The sequence below is a fragment of the Streptomyces sp. AC550_RSS872 genome (genome assembly GCF_019049285.1).
Lineage (GTDB): Bacteria > Actinomycetota > Actinomycetes > Streptomycetales > Streptomycetaceae > Streptomyces.
On sequence record NZ_JAGMUL010000021.1, the window covers coordinates 119,689 to 142,067 of the forward strand.

A 22,379-nucleotide genomic window follows, 5' to 3' on the forward strand; every position below is an offset into this window, starting at 1 on the left:
ACGAGGTCTGCGCCCCCTGGGTCACATCACTGGCTTGCCCATTCGTCGGTCTTCCTGTCGATGTCGATCGCCCCGGCCTCTACCAAGGAGTCCAAGAGATCCAGAGTGCGCTCACGCTCCGAGCTCCCTGCACGAGTACTGGCATAGAGGGAGAGAACAACATCGGCTACCTCAAAGGCGATCGCGGAGTCGCGCGTACTGATGTCGCCCACAGTCCGATTGCCAGCGCTGAGCCAGGTTTCACACAAGGACAGCCCCGCAGCAACCGGCAACTCTGCCCCTGCTTGGTCGAGTGCGTGAAAGACCTCCTGAGGGGCATCTGCGAACGCCAATGTCGGTACCAGAGCCGTCAAGAGCCGCTCGCGCCTGATCAACGATCCGTTTACATGGCGTACGAACCCGATCGCTGCTTTGCGCACAGCCTGATCTTCATCGTCGAGTAGGCGTACAAGTAGTCCCTCATCCGCGCCCACCTCGGCATCCGAGACCCGGGATACCTGAGGCAGATCCTCGACGTGCACGGCCAGCGCTTCGGCCACTCCGCTGCGTGAAGCCGCATCAAGGAGGCTCTGTTCGAACAGATCTTGCGGGTGCGGTCTCCGCTCCGGCTCCAAGGACCCAATGCCCAGGAAAGCGGCCATCGCAGCGAGGGTACCGCCGCGTCGGCGGGCATCCGGTGAGTCGGCCTCCAGCATGCGTTGGACGAGGGTAAGTCCCAGATCTGCATTGCTACGGAGCAGTTGCCACGTGAGCCGGTCAAGGTAGGGGGCGACGAACTGGGCGTCATCGGCCAGACTGAGCCAGTGGCTGCTCAGTTCAGAGGCAGCACCCTGGTCCGACAGATGGACGCGGGTCAGGATCACTGGACACCAGATGCGGACCTGGTCTGCGTCATCAACCACAAGGCTCCGGATGGCCGGCAGGAGTGCCTTCAGCCGCTCCGCTCTGTGCTCCCCCGGGCCAAGCAGTTGTGCGATGCAGAAAGCCGCAGCACCTCGGTCAGAATTCAGACCCGCATTGGCGTGCTCCTCGCCGGGATCGGGCGCCGCACTCGGGCTCGGGTCGACCGCAGTCGTAGCCACAGCGACGAGCCAGGCGAGTACCCGCTCAGGCAATTGCGCACCCGCAAGCTTGTCCAGCAGTGAGCACAGTTGCCGATTGAAGGCTGCGACTCCCCAACCCGACACAGTTGCGACCGTGTCGACGACCGCACTGAGTATCCCGTCAGAGGGCAGATCAAGAGCACTGCCAATCCCGCGGAGGACAGCGAGCGTGCACCGGTGATCGTGCTGCGGACCGATGCGAGCCGTCACGCATCGCGCAAACCGGGCAGGCTCAGAACGCGCCGCTGACTCCAAAGTCCCCAGGCGAACCGGGAATTGGTCGTAGTTGTTGATTGCTTCGATCCATTGGTCATCGGTCAGCGGTCCCGGTTCAGATTCGGAGTCCCCTCCCCGGAGTTGGTGTACCCACGCGTCGGAGGTTGTCGGCGCCGACCCGAATGATTCCGTCAGCCGAGTGAGCCGTTCACGCGCCGATTGTTCAAGGCGGGCACCAATCCGCCGTTCGATGAGGGAGAGCACCACGAGCTGCTCATGGGCCAGTTGCTGATCTCTGCTCACGGAAGTGGCGGTTGAACTGGAGCTACTCACCGAGGCGGAGGCGGCATCAAGGTCCAGCGATGCATACGGTGCGATGGCCAGGGCAACTGCGCTTTCTCGGATCGACTCTGTACCTACGTCCGCAAGATGGGCCAGGACCTCACCCCAAGCCCAGGCAACCGTGGAATTCAGAGGAAGGCCACGCACATCGCCTCGTGAAGCCCAGGCCAGAGCAGCCGGGTGCAGCTCTGGCGCGCACTGACTGAAGGCGGAGGCTGCAAGTTGATGAGCCAAAAGGAGATCAGTCGAGGTGCACTGCTCAAGGTACTGGGCCCCCTCGGCCGGATGTTCGGCGGCAGCCAGACACAGTGCCGTCTGCAATCCCTCGACCACTTCCCCTTCCAGATCAGGAGGCAATCCAACGGCCGTGCCGAAACCTCTATCCCGTAGCCCGGGGCCGCCGTCATCCGGAGTTCCGGTGGGATGCCACCTCACCTCGAAGTCGATCTCCTTGAGCTCTGCGAGCAACGGCTCGGTCAGCTTCTCCAGGAAAGCAAGCGGATCACGCTCAGCGGCACGCTGGAAGATCCGAAGACCCGTTCCCTCCCGGGACAGAAAGATCGAATGATCGAAAGCGTTACGAGCCCCAGCAGCCCTTGCGATCTGTGCCCGAGTTTCAAGCCAGGCACGCAGAGCGGTCGCGACTGGCGCGGCGGTACGCCCTGCAAGGGTGCTGAGAGCGTGGAATCCATTTGAGCCGAACAGCGCAGCCACAGCCTTGCCCAATACGGTCTGTTCAGAGGCGTTTTCTCCCGCTGCGCTCTCCGACATGGCTGCGTAGCCATTCCCGACCGTCATCGCGGTCGCACAGTAGAGATCTACGGTGGCTTGACCTGCGGTCGGACCAGCGAGAAAAACCGTCCACAGGAACATGGGCGTCCACGGCAGGGCAATGCTCGGGTCACGTGCCACAGGTACCAGGCCCGCGCAGATCTCTTCTGGTGAGACCCGCGCTGATTCGGTCAGCATCCACCGGGTTTGGTCTGAGGAGAACCCTGACAATCCGTTGCTTGGAGCCGCGCGCCGGCTGACGTCACCGTCGAAGCCGGCACTAACGCTGTCCATCAGCCCGTGGTTCAGCAGGTGGGGGACGAACCCAGAGCTCACCAGAACACGCGTGGCATTTCGAGAGAGAGGGTCGGCGGAGTTGACAGCAAGGTTGATGACATCCTCGAACTCATAAGACTTCACTGGGGCAATAGACTTCAGCCACGTCAGTACGGCTGCACGGATGTGCGATCGGCGACCTGTTGCATGCGGGAGTATGGCTTCGAGATCTGCTTTGTATTGGTCCAGATCGAGTTCGCGTTCGAGGGAAAGGACAGCACGAACCAGGCGTCGGCACATCAAGTCCTGGGAGTTGCCCTGGATCAGACTGACGGCCGAACCGCTGGCTTGGATGTGCTGCCTCGCGAATGCATAGTCGAAGTACTCCTCGTGGAAGAAGCGTACTCGGCCACGGTCCTCGACCAGCACGCCTTCCCCGATGAGTGCGTCCAGTGTGTCCGGACCGGGTTCACCGATGACATTGCGAGGGGCGGAGAGGGATCCCATGCCGCTGAGCCGGCGGGCGAACGCTGAGATACCCTGGGCATAACTATCGACACCAAGACGCTGAATGAGTCGTCTACGCATCTCACCGTCGAAGGAATCAAGCAACTGCGTCAGTGTTGTGGCATGTGCGATGTCGAATTCTGCTCGCCCGCCGCCGCCGGGATCGGAGACCATTTCTGCGAGCAAGCGCAGAGCGAACGGACTGCTCAGCAAATTCCGCTGTCTGACGGACAGACCAGTGGGATCGACTCCCAACCCCATCAGAGCTTCGCGGACGTGCTCATCGGCGAGAGGACCGAGGTCAATCACCGTGAAGTCGCCCAACAAATTCTTGAGTTGGCGGTCGTGGGCCAGGTCGTAGCGACGGCAAGCGACGAGTAGTCGCATGTCAGCACTGGCCCGTGCCGTCTCGAGTACTTCCCGAATCCCACCAAGGACGGGATCGCCCTGGCCGCTGAAACGGGACAGCGCATCCAGTTGATCAATTACCAGGACACTGGATTCACCGGCAGCCGCTCGCTCCAGAACCGCGGATGGAGAGGCACCGAAGCCGACTGCATCCTGTGCTCCCAATTGACGTGCCGTATACGATGCGTCCGTCACATCGAGACGAAGTGCCCCGACAACTACGCCGTCCGCTGCCAGCCGCGCGCATACCTCAGCCAGCGTGGTGGATTTTCCGGCGCCGGGAGCGCCGACCACGACTAGGCCAGGACCTCCGGCCGGGGCCTTCAAAGTATTGACGATCTGCTCGACCTCGGGGCGGGCGATCAATGAAAGGGTTTCTGGCCTTCGTCGACGCACTCCTTCGACGTAGCGCTCACTGACTTCCCGGACGGTTACAACAGAAGAGTGGTCGTACCCATCACGAGGCCTGTATCCCTCTTCTTGCAATGCCGACCACAGGAACTGAGCTGTCAGCGGGGTCGAGAGGTGCTCCAAGAGGAGATCGCCGATGAATAGCAAGGCATTCTTCGGGTTCCCGGTTACTTGTGTCTCCAAGGACCCTATCGCTGCGTCCTTGAGGGGGTGATCGTTGATCAGGTGGAAGGTGAAGCCTCGAAGCAGACTACGCACCCCGGCATGGTCCGCTTCCCATGCGTCAAGGAGGGTGTCTACGTCTGCTTCTTCGGCTTCCGTGAAGGAGGCCGTCCAATCGTCCAGAGAGAGTCGACGAGCCTTGTCCGACAAGTTCTCCAAAGCGCATGACTTGCCCGAGGCGAAAACCACCTCGGTTCCCTGCCTCAAATGGCGCTCGAACGGATCCAGCAGGCCCTCTGTCCGAAGGGCATTCAGCGTCCACGAAGAGGCACGGCTGCGCTTGCACTGATGCACCTGGCCCGGCCCTGACGGCTGATGGCCGTAGAGACGAAATTCCACTGCCTCGCCAGGGGGGCCTGGAACCTCGACTTGGATGGAGTCATAGTGGCCGCGAAGGACCGGAACCACGCCTCGCCAGATCGTCCACCAGCCTTCGTAGCGGTTGCCTAGCTTGTCGGCAACCCCGCCACCCATGGCCGACACTCGTTCACCTGCCACGGACCTGCCTCCTCCCCGCCGTTAGTAGGAGCCTCTCATGAGATTGCCTCCGGTGCTGCTGGTCCCGGCAGTGGGCTGTGATGAAGCACGGTGGCCATAGGTGACTGAGCTCTGACGTTCCAGTCCTTATTCTGTGCCTTGAATGATGACCGTTCTTGAAGCGAAGATGCTGCGCCCCTTCCAGGTGGTCAAGGTCCTGCCCGTCTCCAGCAGGCGATGCTCGACACATCCTTCGAAGGTTCCCACTGAGACCGGGTGGCGCGCGTTGGGATTGTGGAACACATGGAACCCTTCGGAAAATCTCTCACGCTCTTCCGGTTCACATTCGACGACCTCATACTTGAAAGGCGTGGGAGTGTCTGCATCGGGGGCAGTGTTGTACATTAGCCCGCCTCGAATAAGGTGTACGTTCTCAGGCCCGTATCCCCGTTCTGTACCCATGCGGTTGAACTTCGAGATCGTGGCATCATTTGTGAACATTACGGCGGCCAAGTGCTCAGATCCGGGCTGATTGAATAGCCCGCTTGGAATTGGCTTCTTGTCTCTGTTCTTGTGTTCGGTGATTTGCTCACTAGTGATCACGAGTCGGCCATTATTGTCGTGGTGTGCAACATCCCGTTGGCCGTACAGATAGTTGGCAAGAGCTGTACTGCTGAAGATTAGAGCGCTGGGGTGGTGGAACGCCTCCAGGGCGATTGCAAAGGGGACACCTGCGACGTGAGGTTTCTCCCAGTATGCGTGCCCCTGCGCATCTCTTTTGATCATTTTTCGACGAATGGCCTTGCCTGCCTGGAGGACGAACTCTTCCTCTGCCTCGGCCAGGTCGTCGGGGATGAGTCGGCGCACCGCAGCCATGATGTCTTCGTCAGTCTCTGAGGTGCTGCCCTGTGGTGGATTGGTGGTTGTCGCTTCGATGGCTACCGGGTGCGCACCTCGAATCACGAAGTCGGGAGCGGCGCTGGATCTGTCAACCTGGTGACCTTGCTCCTGCAGCATTGCGTAGAGGGTCAACTCAAGAAACCGGGGGGAGAAACCCGTTGTCTGAAATTCTTTGCGAAAGTTCCCGTCCGTGTCAGGGAATGTTGAGAAGATCTCGTCCATGAGGCGGCGGGCGGCTGTAAAGCCCACGGTCTCGCGTACGATTCGGAACTCTCGGTTGGTTTTGTCTATTGGCAGACGCGGCTCAAGCTCAAAGAGGCTGCGATTCATTACTTCTTTCCTCCAAGGAAATGGAGGCGTTGCGCCCGACGTAGTCGAGGGCCGTCGAGAGTTCCGCCAACCTGCTGTGCAGACCTCGCGGCGTACTATCATGCGCGTTCTCCCCTCCGGGCTCAAACGCCAAAAAATACCTCGATCGGATGAGTTTGGAGATGGATCTTTTCCGGAAGTCCACTGTCTCATCCCGCCCGCCGCCGGGTCCCTATCTGATCATCCAAAACTCTGGGGAGAGTAGCGTCGGCGGTTCAGGGCGCGATGTCTCACGAGACATGCGGATCGCGAAGAACGCGCCCACGCGGTCGCCTTCGCCGTACCGGCCCTGCAGAGTGCCTGGCTCAAGGCGCACTATCCGGCGTTCCTGCTGGCGGGTCTGCTCGAACACGATCCCGGGATGTGGCCCAAGCGGGTCCTGGTTGCTGACGCCCGGCGGGGCGGCGTGCAAGTGCTGTCCGTCGACATCAACCGATCCCGGGTGCGGCACACCGTGGAGAAGGCCGACGGGGAGCAGTGGGGTGTGCGGCTCGCGTTGTCCGCGGTGCACGGCATCAGCGAGGACGAATGCGCTCGGATCGAGGAGAGCCAGCCGTACGGATCGCTGTCGGACTTCTGGCAGCGGGCCCGTCCCAGCCGGCCCATCGCCGAGCGCCTCGCCGAGATCGGCGCCCTGAACTGTCTGCACGACGGCCGGCTCACCCGGCGTGATCTGCTGCTCCAGATCGCGGAGTTGCACCGGCAGTCCCGGACCCGGTCCGCGCACGAGGGTCAACTGCCCATCGTCGCGGGCGCGGTTGGGGGCTCGGAGCCGAGCGGGTTGCCGGAGATGACCGGGCGGGAGGCGCTGAGCGCCGAGTTGAGCACCCTTGGCATCGATGTCTCCAAGCATCTGGTGGAGCACCATCACCGGCTGCTGCGGGAGATCGGCGCGACCGACGCGGCGCATCTGGCCGGGATGCGGGCTGGTCAGCAGGTGCTCGTGGCCGGGGTGCGGGCCTCCACGCAGACGCCGCCGATCGCGAGTGGCAAGCGGATCATCTTCGTCACGCTGGAGGACGGGTCCGGGCTGGTCGACCTGGCGTTCTTCGAGGACTCCCATCCGGCTTGCGCGCACACCGTGTTCCACAGCGGGTTGCTGCTGGTGCGTGGCACGGTCCAGGTGCGTGGCACCCGCCGTACCGTCGTCGGCTCCATGGCCTGGGACCTGGACGAGATCGCCGCCGCCCGCCGGGACAACGGCCCCGAGGCCGCGCTCGCCCTGCTCGGCGAGAGCCGCCCGCACCCGACCCCCGCCCAGCCGCAGCGCACCCTGGCCGACGGCACCGCGGGTGCCCGGCTGCATCCGTACGCCGACCTCCAACCCGCCGGCACCCGTTCCGCCGATCTGAAGAAGTTCGGCCACCGAAGCCCGGGGAGCGCGGGATGAGTGCACGGCAGCGGCACATCGCCCACCTCCATCTGCACGCTGGGCTGACCGAGGCCCAGTACGGGGACATAATCGAACTGGTGTCCGGTGTCACGCCTCATGTGCAGGCCATCCCGCCGGGCGCCGTACAGCTCGACCTGACTTCAGCGCTCCGATACTTCGACCTCTCCCCCTACGACATGGTCCAGATGACGATGATGAGACTGAAGGGCCTCTACGGTATCGACAGCAGCGCCGGGCTCGCGGGCAACCGGATGCTGGCAGCCATGGCGGCCGACACGGCCGCGCCGGGCGAGACCACCTGGGTCCCCGCCGAGCGGGCCGCCGACTGGCTCCACCCCCGCCCGGTCACCGCGCTGCCCGGCATCGGCCGCGCCACGGCGGAGACGCTCAGCAGATACGGCCTGCACACCATCGGCCAGATCACCGACCTGCCCTCGGCGACGCTGCAACGCCTCCTCGGCGCCGGCCAGGCACGGCTGCTGGCCGAACGCGCCCGCGGCCACGACCCCCGCCCCGTCACCCCGTCGGAACCGGCGGAGCACCTGATCGCCGACCTCGTGCTGGAGCGGGACTGCCTCGACCCGGCCCAACACCACCGTGCAGTGCTGGGACTTGCCGAGCAGATCGGCCAACGTCTGCGCGGTGAAGGGCGGATCGCGAGTCGGCTCACCCTCACGGTGCGGTACGCCGACCGCAGCTCCAGCACGCGCACACGTGCGCTGCCGGAACCCACCGATCACTCACCCGCCCTCGCCGCGACCGCACTCGGTCTGCTGACCTCCCTCGGACTGCAGCGGGCACGCGTCCGCGCCTACGCGATCCGCGCCGACGGTCTGCTGCCGGACGAGAACGCCTACTGGCAGCTCTCCCTGGATCCCGGCGATGCCCGTGCCCGCGCGGCCGAAGTCGCCGCGGACCGCGCCCGTCGGCGCTTCGGGCCGCAGGCCGTGCAGCCGGCGACTCTGGCGGACTGATCACGTGTGCGAACATCACGACTACATGCTGTGATCATTTCGATCTTACTGCAGGTCAGACGGCATCTTTTCCGCCCTGCGCCGTTTCAACGATTCCGCTTCCGTCCCTAACTGATCAATTCGTGGGTGGGGTGATAGTGGGCTCTCTTCGTCGTTCTGCCCACCTGCGACCACCTTGGATAATCCTCGGGCCCTCGTCCGGCCCGCCGATCCCTACGGCCCGGCCGGGGCGAGGACCCCGGTAGAAGTACGCAGTCGAGTTACTGAAGTACGTCACTGGGTGACGCGCCCGCCCGGCGGACCGCCAGGAGCGCCGCGCCGATGTCCGCCGCCGCTCGCGGATCGGACAGGGAGCGGCCCGTCAGTTCCTCGACGCGCCGCAGCCGGTAGCGGACCGTGTTGGGGTGGACGAACAGGTTGCGCGCCGCGTCGGTGGCGGAGCCGGCGGCGGCGTACCAGTGCTCCATGGTCTCCAGGAGGCGGGAACGCTCCGGGGCGGGGAGATCGAGCAGCGGCTGGAGGACCACCTCCACGAGGTGCGCCGCCTCGGCCGGGGCGGCGCCGACGACCATCGCCAGCGGGTCGTCGTCGAACCGCGCGACGCCGGGGCCGGTGCCCTGGAGGCCGGCCAGAGCCAGACGGGCGAAGCGCAGAGCCTGAGGGGTGTCCCGTAGCGAGTGGAAGCACGGGCTGATGCCTACGCGGGCGCCTGCCCGGCGCAGGATGCGCAGACAGGTCCTCTCCGCGGTCGCCGTGGGCACGGCGGCCAGACCGATCTGCTGATCGGGCAGCAACCGCCAGGCGAAATGGACCTGGGCCTGACGCAGCTCCGCCTCGGTTCCCGCCAGCGGCTCCTCGCCGGGAGCGTCGGCAGCCGCAGCGGCGACGACGTAGGGACCGCGGTCCGGCAGGCCCAGCTCACGCGCGGCCTCCCACAGCGTACGGTCGGCGATGACGCCGGTGAACAGTGCCTCCACCAGTGCCGAGCGGCGCGCCTGACGCCGCGAGGTCAGCTCGGCGGTCGTCTCCCGGTAGGCCGCCGCCACCGCCTCCGCGTAGCGGCCGAACAGGGCCCAGATCTCCGCGGACTGGGACACCAGTTGGGCGTCATCGACCTCGCGATGGGTGCGGGCCTCGGCGAGGATCTCCGTCCACACGAGCTCGAAGCCGATCCGGTACGCGTGCAGGGTGTCCGCCAGCGGCACGCCCTGCTCGGCACGCAGGCGCCCGGTCTCCCGGGCCGGGCTCGGGTCCTGCGCGCCCTCGCGGCCGAGCTGGTTCAGGAGCAGGTCCGCGTTGGCGGTGCACGAGCGGCGCAGCGAGTCGAAGGGGATCAGCGACTCGTCCTTGTAGGCATCGACGTCCGAGCGGATGCGCTGCGCCATCCGCTCGCCCAGTTCCGGCAGCCTCGCATGAAGCGCCGAGACCACCCCTGAGAGGTCCATTCCCGCAGCGTAACGCCCCTGCTTTGTTCTCGGGAACAATCCGGGAGAGCAGACGCTGTCATGCCGCACATAGGCCGTCGCCACGGACATCTGCACGATGTCGTCAACGTGAACAGCGGATTTCGACGGCGACTTTCGTGGAGGCGGTCATGGCCAATCTGGCGGAATTCCTGGTGGAGACGGCACGGCGGCAGCCGGAACGCCCCGCGCTGCGGCTTGGAGGCCAGGTCACCAGCTACGCGGAGCTCGAGGAGCGCAGCGCCCGCGCCGCCGCGCTGCTGAGGGCCGAGGGCGTACGGCCGGGAGACCGGGTCGCTCTGATGCTGCCGAACGTTCCCGAGTTCGTCGTCCTGTACTACGGCGTACTGCGCGCCGGAGCGGTCGTCGTACCGATGAACCCGCTGCTGAAGACGCGGGAGACCGAGTACCACCTGCGTGACTCCGGCGCGGTGCTGCTCTTCGAGTGGCACCAGGCGCCGGGCGAGGGTGCGCAGGGCGCGGCCGCCGCCCAAGTGCGGCACTTGGCCGTCGAGCCCGCGGCCTTCGCGGGCCTGCTGGCCGGTCACGAGCCGCTGCCGGAGGTGAGGGAGCCGGACGGCGAGGACGTGGCCGTACTGCTGTACACCTCGGGCACCACCGGCCGCCCCAAGGGCGCCACCCTCACCCACGCCGGACTGCGGCACAACACCGAGGTCAACGCGGTCCATGTGCAGCGGGTGACAGCGGACGACGTGGTCGTGGGCTGTCTGCCGCTGTTTCACATCTTCGGCCAGATCTGCACGATGAGCGTGACCATCCGCGCCGGTGCCTCGCTCACCCTGATCCCCCGCTTCGACCCGCAGACCGTACTGGACGCCATCGCCCGCGACCGGGCGACGATCTTCGAGGGCGTACCGACCATGTACGCCGCACTGCTCCAACACCCATCGGAAGCGAACGTGTCCACGCTGCGGATGTGCGTCTCCGGCGGAGCCTCGCTCCCGGTGGAGGTCCTGCACGGCTTCGAGCGTCGCTTCGGCTGTGTGGTGCTGGAAGGCTTCGGCATGTCCGAGACCAGTCCGGTGGTCACGTTCAACCACCCCGACCGGCCGCGCAAGGCCGGGTCCATCGGCACCCCGATCAAGGACGTGGAGGTGCGGCTCCTCGACGACAAGGGCCAGGACGTGACCCCCGGCGGGATCGGCGAACTGGCCGTCCGCGGACCGAACGTGATGAAGGGGTACTGGAACCGCCCGGAGGAGACGGCGGCCACCATCCCGGACGGCTGGCTGCGCAGCGGCGACCTCGCGCGGCAGGACGAGGATGGCTACCTGTACATCGTCGACCGTAAGAAGGACATGATCATCCGCGGCGGCTACAACGTCTACCCGCGCGAGATCGAGGAGGTACTCCACGAGCACCCGGCCGTCGCACTGGCCGCGGTGGTGGGCGTGCCCGACACGCATCTGGGCGAGGAGATCGCGGCCGCGGTGGTGCTGCGCCCGAAGGCCCAGGCAACGCCCGCCGAGCTTCAGCAGTTCGTCAAGGAGCGCGTGGCGGCATACAAGTACCCCCGCCAGGTGTGGCTCGCGGACACGCTGCCGACCGGCCCCAGCGGCAAGATCCTCAAAAGGGAGATCACCGCGCCGGCGCCCCGTAAGGGCTCTGTCACGTTGACCGACCCGGTGGGATGATCTACCTTCCGAGGCACTCAGCGGCCCCCTTCAGGAGCGAGTACTACTGTTCCTCGGCCGCTGTGCTCTTTCGGCCAAGTGCCTGCTGACGCTGGCCTCGTCCTCCGTTGAGGGCCACCACTCTCCTTCGCCGGCGAGAGCCCCCAGGGAGGCCGGTCGCATCTCTTGGCGTCCGCGACCGGCCTGCGGGCGTGCGGGCGTGCCCAGTGGGGATTTCCGCTAGCTGGTCTTCCACTTCTGGTTGTCGCCGCCCCAGCAGGACCAGAGCTGGGCCTTGGAGGTGGCCAGGTCCTTGTCCAGGCACAGACCGGACTTCACTGAGCGGATCGTGCCGTCGGAGTAGAACATCCACTTCTGGTTGTTCTGGCCGTTGCAGTCGTAGGTGCCGACCTCGGTGGCGTTGCTCGCGCCTTCACGGTAGGCGTCCAGGCACTTCGTGCCGCCATATACGGTGAGCTGTCCGGAGGGCGTCAGGGTCCACTGCTGGTTGGCGCCGCCCGAGCACTGGTCGTGGACCTGGACCTGGACGTTGTCGTGGCTGACATAGGGGACGTCGAGGCAGCCGTTGCCATCGGCGTTGCGCAGGATGCTCGTGTGTGAGCCGGGGTCGGCACCCCAGGCACGCTTGACGGCGTCGATACCGCTGATGTTGCGGATGCCCAGCGTCAGGTTGGCACCGCCGCCCTCGAGGTCGAAGAGCGAGTAGTAGTCGTGGTCGGGGTACTCCTGGTACTTGCCGCCGATGGCAGGCCAGTAGACCGCGCCCATGCCGAGTTCGCGGACGGTTTCGGTGTCGGCGCGCAGGTACCGCACGAAGTTGTCCGTGCTGTCGGCGTCGTTGTAGTCCTTGCCGGCGTCCGCGCCTGCGCCGCCCATCGGTGCGCCGAACTCGTCCAGGATGGTGCGCTTGGCGCAGGTGCCGACCTTGCTCTTGAAGTCGGTGACCCACTCGCCGTAGGTCCTCGCCGGCTTATTGAAGGCGTAGTGGTGGAGCGAGAGGTAGGTCCCGTCGAGGCGGGAGTCGGCGCACACGCTCGTGACGTAGTCGTTGTAGCCGGGTCCGCTCACGATGATCCGGTTCCTGGGGACCGATGGGCTGTCGGCGATCCACCTGGCGGCGACGTCCGCCCACTCGGTGGCACTGTGTCCATGGGGCTCGTTGAACGGCTCGAAGTAGACCAGCCCGTTGGACGCGTACCTGCCCGCCACGGCCTTCCACATCGACTTGAACGCGTCCGCGTCAACGACCTTGCCGTTCCAGCCTGGCCCGTCCGGTTTCCCGTCGTTGTTCCTGTCCTCGCCGTCCCCTTCCCAGTAGGAGAGGATGACCTTGAAGCCCTTGGCTGTCGCGGCATCGATGGCGCCGGCGTACCTGTCGCCCCACGTCGTGCCCGGGACGGAGTGGCTGTTGATCGGCAGCCGTACGGTGTTGGCGCCGAGCATGCTCTGGAACCCGCTGAGGATGGCGTTGGCCTTGGCCTTGACGGTCTCGTAACTGTCGGATTCGTTCAGCCCCTCGGGGACAACGGCGCCGTAGGTGAAGTTGTCTCCCACCCTGGCCCAGTTCACGCCTTGGAACTGGCCGGCGTCCAACGTGGGGTCTTCTGCGGCGGCCGGTGATGCGCCGGACAGGGTACTGATCGACACCGTGATCAGCCCGGCCAGCAGACCAGCTGCCGCGCGGCGCAGGGAGCGGGTCTCCGCGGGAGGGAGTGCGGTGGAGTGAGGACTGGGTCGGGTGCGCTGGTAGTTGAGCATGTCGTGTCCCTTCTGTGCTTGCGGCTCTGTACATACGGCTCTGTGCAGGCCGCCGATCGAGGTGGCGCGGGCGGACGCAGAGGTCGAGGGGCGACTTCGTTCGAGCCGTGGCAGCTGTCGAGTCAAGCTGAGTCCGCTGGAGTCGGCTTCGCCTGTGGTGCCCGCGTAGTGTGAAGTGGCGGAGACGCCGGCGTCCGACTTGGCAGGCTGATCACGCAAATGTCGCAGAGACTGCGGAAGGTCCTTCATCAGCCCGGCCTCGGGCTCCTTCTCCGCCGTCTCCAGGAGCCGAGCCAGCAAGGCTTCGCCTGCCAAGCGGTCCATCTCATGGACTTGTTCGGACGGCGCCACGCGCGCCGCCGCTGCCTCTCGGCGTAGTCGTCCGCCACTCGCGGATGGGTGGATCGGTGGTGGGTACCGGAGGCAGGAGCGCGCAGCGAACAACTCCTGCCTCCGGCAGACTTGTGTGTTCGGTCCTGAACGGCTCAGACCGGCCTCTGACAACCGCTGAGTCAGGCCTTGTTGGCCGCCGAGCGTCAGGCCGCTGACGAACTGCCACTGGAGCACGAAGTACACGATCAGCGTGGGGATCGCGGTCACCAGGGACTGGAGCCGAGAATGACGGTCTTCGGGTCACTCGCCGTAGCGCTGCCGCCGCAGGCGGCTCAGCAGCGGGACGCCGGCGCTTAGTGCCACCGCCCCGCCCAGCCCCCGCAACAGCGCGCGGCGGTCGGGGCCGGGAGAGGAAGGACCGGAGAAAGAAGGTTGCATCACGACTCCTGGGGCAGGGCAGCGGGCCTTGGGGACAGCCCACGAGGGAACAAGTTCAATCAGAAGCAAACGAGACCAAACGGCGCGCCCATGAGATCCGTTCGACTCACCGAACGTCAAGAGTCGTGCACCGCTTTTTATGACCCTTACGAAAACCGGTAACCTGGAGAAATCGCTTTCCCCGAGCGGTCGTTGATGGATTTCCGCAGGCCGGGAGTGACGAGCACGCTCCCATGGCGTGAATCGACCTGCCTTGCGCATCGAGCGAGCAACTGCGCGAGGTGTCGACGACTCTGAGTTTGATTCAGGTCCATCCCCCGTCAGCGCTCGGAGTCGCAGGGCCGTCGAGCGAGAGGGCCGCACGGGCACGACATCCGCACACAGCTCCGAGAGTTCGGAAGATCCTTCCTCTAACCCATTGCAGAAGTCCTGTGGAGCTCCTAAGTTTCCGGGACGCAGCACTGTTGGAGCCATCCGGGAACGCCGATCACTTCCAAACCCGCCGCGAACCCGGCCCACGGGCAACAACCTCGACAAGAGCCGCACTCAGCCCTGCGAGCCAAGGAGGCGTCCGACTGCCGCAGCGCGCACCCGACCTCGATGCTGTGCACCGGCCACGCTGGAACGTTGCCGATCCACAGGAGAAGTCGCGGGCAGTGAATGGACACGCTCCGGGCGGCATCCTTGCCCCCGCTTCGGCCGAAAATCCCCCACTGCCTGCAGAAATGCGCAAGTCGATACGGGCTCAACCGGCTCGGAATACGTAACGCACCCGCCTGGTCATCCGACTGAGAACGCCTGTAGAAAATCTACATAAAACCGAACGTACCGGGCTCGGCTACGCCGGGCACGGTCTTCGTTTCGCCGCCCTGCACCGTTCGGACACTCCGGACGGCCACAGAGGGCAGGAGGTACTCGGGACAGCAGGAACTCGTGAGGGAGCCCACAAGCGGGTCGATAAGTGGCGCACGGACGTCAAGGGAGCTATCGTCAGACGATAGAACGACCGGTCTTCCTACCTAGTGGGGGCGGTCGCTCGGACTTCCTGGCCGGGCTGCCCCCAGGCGGAGACATGCCAGTAGGTCGCCGGTGCACGTCGAAGAGAGATCAAGAGTTCCGTGAAACCAATCCGCGCCCCGGCCCGGCCGAGGCCGTGCACAGAGTCGCTGTTTGATGCCGCCCCGACGGGGTCAGCCTCCCGACCGGATCAGCCGGACCGCGTCCAGGAGGGTCTTGTAGGCAGCCGTCGAGTCGTCCAGATAGCCGGCCGCCATCGCGCCGTCGTACAGCATCAGCAGCGCACCGGCGGCCGACTCCGGGTCGGCGTGGCCGAGCCGGGTGAGCAGGTCTTGGAAGAGGGCGCGGATCCAGTCCCGGTGGGACGCCACCAGGCCCCGGATCGGATGGTCGGCGTCCGGGTACTCCGCGGCGGCGTTCATGAACGGCGATCCGCGGAAGCCGCGTTCGCGGGCGTGCTCGGCGATCGCCTCGAAGATCAGGTCGATCGCTTCCGCGGGCGGATGCGCGGCGGCCAACGGTTCGGCCACCCCCTTGTAGTAGGCGTCCTTGGTCAGCAGATAGGCCACAACCAGGTCGTCCTTGGAGGCAAAGTGCCGGTAGAAGGTCGCCTTCGTCACCCCGGCCTCGGCGATCAGCCGCTCCACCCCGATCGCACGCACACCCTCGTAATAGAACAGCCGCGACGCCGCCCGGACCAGACGTTCGCGAGGAGGCAGGTCTCCCTCGATCGTGCTCTCCTGACGCTTGGCGTTCGTTGTCTTCTGCCCAGTAGTACTCACTTCCCCATTCTGCCCCTGGCCCGGCTCTGAGTGGCCCCCACCCCCAGACGGCCGCACCAGGGCTGTCACTCCCTATCCCCTACGGCCCGCAACGGCGTGGCCGTTCATCGAAAGGTTTGAACCATGACTCGTCGTCTCGAAGGAACCGCCGCCCTCGTCACCGGAGCCTCCAGCGGTATCGGCCACGCCACCGCCCTGGAGCTCGCCGGCCAGGGCGCCTCTGTGGCCCTGGTCGGTCGGCGCGAGGACCGGCTCACCGGCCTCGCCGCGCAGATCACGGACGCCGGCGGAAAGGCCCTGGTCGTGCCCGCCGACATCACCACCGCCGAGGCCGCCACGGAAGCGGTCGAGCGGACCGTCGACGGCTTGGGTCGCCTGGACATCCTGGTCAACAACGCCGGCCTCATGCTGCTCGGCCCCGCCCCCGGCGCGGACCTGAACGACTGGCGTCGCATGATCGACGTCAACCTCATGGGCCTGATGTACACCGCCCATGCGGCCGTCCCTCACCTGGTCAAGGCCGCCGCCGAGGAGCCGCGCCAGGTCGCCGACATCGTCAACATCAGCTCGCTCAACGGCCGTGTGGCCTACCCCATGATGGCCGTGTACGGCGCCAGTAAGTTCGGCGTCAACGCCTTCAGCGAATCGCTGCGCCAGGAGCTGGCACGCCAGCACGTCCGCGTATCCGTCGTCGAGCCGGGCAGCGTCGACACCGAACTGCGCACCCACAACCCGGAACCGGTCCTGAAGGCACTCGCCGCCGGTCTGGGTGACATCGAGCGCCTCCAGAGCCAGGACATCGCCGACACCGTCGGCTACATCGTGACCCGCCCCCGGCACGTGGCCGTCGGCGAACTTCTCGTACGCCCCACCGAGCAGGCGTGACCACCGATTCCGAGGCCAACTCACCGACACCCAAGGAGTCGTGATGGCGGCCCGCGTTCCTGTCGCGGCAGCCGACACCGTCGTCCGCGTCTGCCTGCTGCTCGCCACCGCCATCGCACTCGGAGACGGCCTGCAACTGTTGGCGCAGGGAAGCCCCGCGGACGCGGACAACGTGCACCGCTTCATGGCGGGCGTCTACATCGGCTGGGCTCCCCTGTTCTTCTGGGCGGCGGCAACGATCCACCGGCAGGGAGTGCTCGTCTACTTCCTGGCAGTCCCGATCTTCCTCGGAGGCGTGGGCCGGCTGGTGTCCTTCGCCCAGAACGGCATCCCCAGCCCGGTGGGAGTCTTCCTCGCCTCCGCCCTCCTGGAATTCACCCTCTCGACCGTCATCGTCCAGGCGCACAGCACCGCACTCAGGTCGAGACGAGTGGCGGCGGCTGCCGTTCTGCCGGCGCCGGCCCTGAATGAGCCGTTGGCAGGCAAGGAGACGTGGGAAAAGTGAGACGGAAAAAGATTCTGGCGGTGGTGACCAACCAGGCCACCTACGGGGCGAGCGAACACCGGACCGGCCTGTGGCTGGCTGAACTCGTCCACTTTTACGACAAGGCGGTGAAGGCCGGCCACACCGTGGATGTGGTGAGTCCGGCGGGCGGCGAGGTGCCGCTGGACCCTCGAAGCCTGGGCCGGTTTTTCGTCGACCGGACGGTTCGCGGGTATCTCGACGACCCGGCCTTCATGGCCTCCCTGAAGTCCACCGCTGCCATTGCCGACGCAGATCCGGACGACTACTCCGCGGTCTTCTTCACCGGCGGCCACGGCACCATGTGGGACTTCCCCGACAGCGCCGACCTGCAGCGAACCGCCCAGGCCATCTACGCCGACGGCGACATCGTCTCCTCGGTCTGCCATGGCGCCTGCGCCCTCATCAACCTACGCGACGCCGACGGGAACCCGCTCGTACGGAACCGCACAGTCACCGGCTTCGCGACCGTCGAGGAAAGGCTGGCCGGGGTGAAGGGGAGGGTGCCGTTCCTGCTGGAGGACGAACTGCGCTCCAAGGGGGCCAAGTACGTGCGCTCCACCATCCCGATGGCACCGCACGCCGTGCGGGACGGCCGCCTGATCACAGGCCAGAACCCGGTCTCCACCAAGGCCGTCAGCGACCGGATTCTCGGCGCCTTGGCCGAGACCGAGTAACAAGCAAAGAGACTTGGGGCGCCGGCATCCGCGGGGCGCCTCCGGATCAAACCTCTCTAGGAGACCGCACTATGTCGAAGATCCTTTTCGTGATGACCGGCGCCGACCACTGGACACTGGCGGACGGCAGCAAGCACCCGACCGGCTTCTGGGCTGAGGAGGCCGTGACCCCGTACCAGGCCTTCACAGCCGTCGGCCACGAGATTGTCGTCGCCACGCCCGGCGGTGTCGTGCCGCCCTTGGACCGAGGAAGCCTGGCGCCGCAGTTCAACGGCGGCAAGGAGGGCGCGAGGAAGGTGGCGGACGCCCTCGCCTCGATCAGCGAGATCCAGCACCCCGTCAAGCTGGAGGACGTCGACCTCGACGACTACGCCGCCGTGTTCTACCCCGGTGGCCACGGCCCGATGGAGGACCTGGCCGTCGACGCAGTCTCAGGCAAACTACTCATCGACGTCCTCGCCTCGGGCAGACCGCTCGGCGTGGTCTGCCACGCCCCGGCCGCGCTGCTGGCCGCCACCAAGGCCGACGGCAACAACGCCTTCGCCGGCTACCGGCTCACCGGTTTCAGTAACGCCGAGGAGATCCAGGGCGGCCTTGCGGCCGGCGCCAAGTGGCTGCTCCAGGACCGCCTGGTCGAGATCGGCGCCGACTACCAGGAGGGCGAACCGTGGGCCCCGAACGTGGTCGTCGACCGCAACCTGGTCACCGGGCAGAACCCCGCCTCGGCCGGACCGGCAGCAGCCGAGATGCTCAAGAAGCTGACATGACGTAGCAGAGCACCCGCACCTGCTCCCGTACCCGCCTCCGTACGCAGGCCGCTGATTCCCCGCCTCATGCAGCCGATGGCTGAAGTTCCGGTCCCGCGCTTCCCAGGCTTACGTGCCCTGGACGTGCCTTGTGAATGGACCAGCGCACATCCGGACGGCGATCACGCCCCACCCGTGCTCCCGGAGGGTGTCGCCGTTGAAGGACATCCGACTGAACGGCCCAGTGAGGAAAACCGCACCGGATGCGAACAGGCAGCCGACGATGCCGCGCGTCCGACTCTCCGTGCGTGTGCTCGGCTCAAGGAACGGCGCGATGTCTTGCGGCCTGCTGTGAGTCACGTCCCCGCCAGATCACGGCTTCATAACACCCCGGGACAGCGTGCCCGCTGACCGCTCGTCGCCTTCGACAAGCCTTCCTGTCTGCCGCCCCTCAGGATGATCATCATGCGCGACCGCACCTCCGTAGCTTCCGCTCCGGCAGCCGCCAGCGACGCCCACCTGACCGCCTTCATACGCAACGGCCCCCCGGACGCCGCCGACGCCGCGCTTGACGAGCTCTACCGGCGGCACCGCAGTTCGGTCATCGCCTATGCCCGCACCTGCACACGAGATACGCACACGGCGGAAGACCTGGCCTCGGAGGCGTTCGCCCGCGCGCTGCGCGCCGTGCGCCAAGGTGCCGGTCCCGAGGGGGCCTGGCGGCCGTATCTGCTGACCACGGTCCGCCACACGGCCGCGTCGTGGGCCGCCACCGCCGACCGGATCGAGCTGTCCCCCGACTTCGAGACCTGGCTCTCCGAAGTGCCGAGCGGTGAGGAACAGGCGTTGCTGCGGGAGGACGCCGGTCTGGTGCAGCGCGCGTTCCGCAGTCTTCCCGAGCGCTGGCAGACCGCGCTGTGGCACTCGGCTGTGGAAGAAGAACCAGCGAAGCGGATCGCGCCACTGCTCGGCATCAGTCCGAGCGGCGTCGCGTCCCTCACCGCCCGGGCGCGTGAGGGGCTGCGGCAGGCTTACCTGACCGAGTACGCGGCGGACCCGACGATGTCCGACGACTGCCGGCACTTCACGGGCCTGTTGGCCGCCTCGGTCCGCCACGGCGGGCGGCACGGCGCGCACTCAGGTCTCAAGCGCCATCTCTCGGGATGCCGCCGGTGTCGCCGTGCGAACCACCAACTGTGGGAGCTGAACAACTCGCTCAAGGCCGTGCTCCCGGCGGGCGTTCTGCTGTGGGTAGGTGCTTCATACGGCACGAAGGTCGTGGGAGCGGCCGCGGTCGCCGGCTCCGGCGGCACGGGGTCCGCGGCCGGGACGACCGCGGCCACCACAGGGGCCACCACGACCGTCAAGGTCGCCGGCATCGGAGCCGCCCTCCTCGCCTTGTCGATCGGCGGCTACGCGGCTTTGCCCGACGGTGACGACCCGCCGTCGCCGCGGCCCACCCCGGCGGCTACGCGACCCTCGCCCTCCTCATCTCCCCCCGCCCCCACCCAGAGCGAACGCCACGACCCGAAGCCCCCCTCCCGTACACCGTCCGCAAGCGCCTCCGAGAAGTCGACTCCTCCCGCTTGGCAGCCCGTCGCCGACGACCGCGCCCAGCTGCCGATCGTGTCCACCGGCCGCTGCATGGACATCTCCACGGCCGAGGGCGCCGAGCCGTACGAGGCCACGTGCGACGGCAGCCGTACGCAGCAGTGGGAGTTGCTCGTCGACCGTGCCGCGCAGGAGGCCCGTATCCGGAACCACGCGACCGGCATGTGTCTCACCCACAGTGGCGCGTCGACGGACGGCGCCCCGGTCCGCCAGGAGCGCGCGTGCGACTCCACCGCGGTCACGGCCCGGTGGACCTACTTCTTCCGGGCTTCCGGCACCGTCAACTTCGCTCAGAAGGGGAACACCACGTACTTCCTGGGCATCGATGAGTGGAACAAGGCCGACGGGCCTCACTCGCCTGCCATCGGCACGACGGCGAACTACTACGACACCGACTCCCTCCGGTTCCGTTACACAGGAGACGCCTTCAGCGGCTGACGAGGGCCACTCCTCGTGGGGACGTGTGAGGTTTCTGGGCACCTCCCGCCCGCGAGAGGTGCCCAGAACCGGTTCAGGAAGCCGGAGTCAGCGTGCGTGGCGGGCCATGGCCGCCCGCTTGCGGCGGGACTTCAGCAGGAACGCACCGCCGACCGCGAACAGCGCGGCGGCGCCCGCCGCCATGGGCAGGTAGTTGGTGGTGTCGGCGCCGGTCTCGGCGAGATTGGCGCCATTCTGGCCGCCGGCACCGCCCGTGCCTTCCGCACCGTCCTCGCGCGGGGAAGCGACCGGCTCACTGCTGCCGGTCTGCGGTGCCGCGCCGTTGCCGGACTCGTCATCGGTCTTCGCGGGGCTCGGCACGCCATTGAGGCTGACTGCCACCGTCGCCGCACCTTCACCGGACTGCTCCACCTTGATCTCCACCTTGTGTGCCTTGTCGGTGAAGACCGTGCCGGCCTTGAGAGTGTCATCGTCGCCAGGCGTGGTGTCGATCAGGTCGGCGTCCCTGCCGAAGTCGCCGTTCCTCACGCGGTAGGCGTGCACGCCCGTGAGGCGATCGTCGAGCTTGCCGGACGCGCCGTCGCGCACCTCCACGATCAGGCTGTCCTGCCCGGCCGGAACGATCAGCGCGCGCACGCCGTCACCCGGTCCATGCAGAGAACGCATCCTGTACGTACTGGACTTGGTGACCTTCACGGCTTCCCTGTCCGACAGGAACTTTGAGTGAATCAGCTCGGGCGCGGTCAGGCCCACCCCCACGCCGCCTCCCCCCATGGGGGTCTTGAAGCTGTTATCCGGCGTGTCCTGGCAGCTCGCCAGGTCCGAGTCCTCGCAGCGGATCCGCATCTGGTGGCCGTAGCCGAGGTTGTGGCCGAACTCGTGGGATAGCACCGTCTGGTCGACTGTGCCGTCGCCGCTCGGAAGCCAGCTCACGCCGCCGCTCAGAGAGCCGAGTCCCGCCCAGCCACAGCCCGCCTTCTCGCCGGGGAAGACCAGCGACAGGTGATCAAAGTCGTCCACCCACGTCAAGCCCTGTTCCTCCAGCGCCTGCCTCGTCATCCCATAGATCGAGGCCTTGTCACAGCCGGCGGCCGACAGGTCGAGATTGATCGGGCCGATCACTCCGCCCTCACCCCCCGCGGCCGGCTTGAACGTGGTGGCTTGCCGGGTCACCTCGTTGTAGTACGAGTTCAGGGACCGGGTCTTGCCGAAGTAGCTGTTCTGCGCGTTGCTCCTGGCCTTCGCGGGGTCAGCAAAGGAGCTGTCGCTGAAGTTGATCAGCGCAATCTGGATCCGCCGCGGGGCGGGGCCGTCCGCGGCAGCGGCGGTGGACGGTGCCGTCGCAGCCAATGCGACGGACATGCAGGCGGCGGACATGAGCAAGGCGCCGCGAGGCACACGCATGGGAGGGGTCCTTCCGGTGGTTGAGCGGCTCGCGAGGTGCGAGCGAACTCCGAACTTGCACGGGGCTCCCGAGCGACGCTCATCGCACGAGCGCCCCAAAGGATCTGTCACCCGTTGAGGAGCGCAGCCGCCTTCTACCGTCCTGGCGCGTTATCCACTCGTTATACGGGGGTGCGAGTAGCGGAACTTCCATGGGTCTGGCCCCGGATCCCTCGATCCCGGGCCAGGGCTCTCCCGGTGGACCCTGCCGCAAGGCCCACCGGTGGTTCGCCCTGTCGTT

The 22,379-nt window shown here is 66.5% G+C and carries 13 protein-coding genes and 1 pseudogene; 8 read left to right on the forward strand and 6 right to left on the reverse strand.

The window, feature by feature from the left end; all coding sequences use genetic code 11:
- Positions 1–26: 26 nt before the first annotated feature.
- Together KUM44_RS10185 and KUM44_RS10190 are read right to left on the reverse strand one after the other, a co-directional pair.
- Entirely contained in the window at positions 27–4,754 is a 4,728-nt protein-coding gene (locus KUM44_RS10185; RefSeq protein WP_217207476.1) for an ATP-binding protein, read from the reverse strand.
- Positions 4,755–4,880: 126 nt separating this feature from the next.
- On the reverse strand, positions 4,881–5,963 hold the full coding sequence (locus tag KUM44_RS10190; protein WP_217207477.1) for a hypothetical protein: 1,083 nt from the start codon (positions 5,961–5,963) through the stop codon (positions 4,881–4,883).
- 295 nt (positions 5,964–6,258) lie between these two features.
- On the opposite strand from KUM44_RS10190, the pseudogene KUM44_RS10195 reads away from it, so the two are divergent.
- Together KUM44_RS10195 and KUM44_RS10200 are read left to right on the forward strand one after the other, a co-directional pair.
- Positions 6,259–7,392 (forward strand): annotated as a pseudogene (locus tag KUM44_RS10195) (OB-fold nucleic acid binding domain-containing protein); the annotation flags it as partial.
- The gene (locus KUM44_RS10200; RefSeq protein WP_217207478.1) at positions 7,389–8,369 is read left to right on the forward strand and encodes an ImpB/MucB/SamB family protein; all 981 of its coding nucleotides are present in this window, start codon (positions 7,389–7,391) and stop codon (positions 8,367–8,369) included. The pseudogene KUM44_RS10195 and the gene KUM44_RS10200, both read left to right, overlap by 4 nt.
- 260 nt (positions 8,370–8,629) lie before the next feature.
- Here the strand turns inward: KUM44_RS10200 and KUM44_RS10205 are convergent, their stop codons facing one another.
- On the reverse strand, positions 8,630–9,799 hold the full coding sequence (locus tag KUM44_RS10205) for a helix-turn-helix domain-containing protein (protein WP_217207524.1): 1,170 nt from the start codon (positions 9,797–9,799) through the stop codon (positions 8,630–8,632).
- 164 nt (positions 9,800–9,963) lie between these two features.
- Here KUM44_RS10205 and KUM44_RS10210 point away from each other — a divergent pair, with 164 nt between their 5' ends.
- Positions 9,964–11,487 carry a long-chain fatty acid--CoA ligase gene (locus tag KUM44_RS10210; protein WP_217207479.1) on the forward strand — a complete coding sequence of 508 codons (1,524 nt, stop codon included), beginning with the start codon at positions 9,964–9,966 and terminating at the stop codon, positions 11,485–11,487.
- A gap of 219 nt (positions 11,488–11,706) precedes the next feature.
- Here the strand turns inward: KUM44_RS10210 and KUM44_RS10215 are convergent, their stop codons facing one another.
- The gene (locus KUM44_RS10215; protein ID WP_217207480.1) at positions 11,707–13,245 is read right to left on the reverse strand and encodes a ricin-type beta-trefoil lectin domain protein; all 1,539 of its coding nucleotides are present in this window, start codon (positions 13,243–13,245) and stop codon (positions 11,707–11,709) included.
- A 1,961-nt stretch (positions 13,246–15,206) separates the two neighbouring features.
- Positions 15,207–15,815, reverse strand: a complete 609-nt coding sequence (locus KUM44_RS10220) for a TetR/AcrR family transcriptional regulator (RefSeq protein WP_308402559.1) — start codon at positions 15,813–15,815, stop codon at positions 15,207–15,209.
- 123 nt (positions 15,816–15,938) lie between these two features.
- Between KUM44_RS10220 and KUM44_RS10225 the strand changes: the two genes are divergently transcribed.
- From KUM44_RS10225 to KUM44_RS10245, 5 genes are all read left to right on the forward strand, one after another.
- Positions 15,939–16,700 carry an SDR family NAD(P)-dependent oxidoreductase gene (locus KUM44_RS10225; protein WP_217207481.1) on the forward strand — a complete coding sequence of 254 codons (762 nt, stop codon included), beginning with the start codon at positions 15,939–15,941 and terminating at the stop codon, positions 16,698–16,700.
- 43 nt (positions 16,701–16,743) lie between these two features.
- Positions 16,744–17,205 carry a DUF4345 domain-containing protein gene (locus tag KUM44_RS10230; protein WP_217207482.1) on the forward strand — a complete coding sequence of 154 codons (462 nt, stop codon included), beginning with the start codon at positions 16,744–16,746 and terminating at the stop codon, positions 17,203–17,205.
- Complete coding sequence (locus tag KUM44_RS10235) at positions 17,202–17,900, forward strand: type 1 glutamine amidotransferase domain-containing protein (RefSeq protein ID WP_217207483.1); 699 nt, start codon at positions 17,202–17,204, stop codon at positions 17,898–17,900. The genes KUM44_RS10230 and KUM44_RS10235 overlap by 4 nt, the downstream gene beginning before the upstream one ends.
- A 71-nt stretch (positions 17,901–17,971) precedes the next feature.
- Positions 17,972–18,667: a type 1 glutamine amidotransferase domain-containing protein gene (locus KUM44_RS10240; protein ID WP_217207484.1), complete on the forward strand. Its 696-nt coding sequence runs from the start codon at positions 17,972–17,974 to the stop codon at positions 18,665–18,667.
- 444 nt (positions 18,668–19,111) lie between these two features.
- A complete protein-coding gene (locus KUM44_RS10245) occupies positions 19,112–20,695 on the forward strand; it encodes a sigma-70 family RNA polymerase sigma factor (protein WP_217207485.1) in 1,584 nt (527 codons plus the stop codon).
- A gap of 87 nt (positions 20,696–20,782) precedes the next feature.
- Here KUM44_RS10245 and KUM44_RS10250 read toward each other — a convergent pair whose 3' ends face one another.
- Complete coding sequence (locus tag KUM44_RS10250) at positions 20,783–22,099, reverse strand: LPXTG cell wall anchor domain-containing protein (RefSeq protein WP_217207486.1); 1,317 nt, start codon at positions 22,097–22,099, stop codon at positions 20,783–20,785.
- Positions 22,100–22,379: the final 280 nt, after the last annotated feature.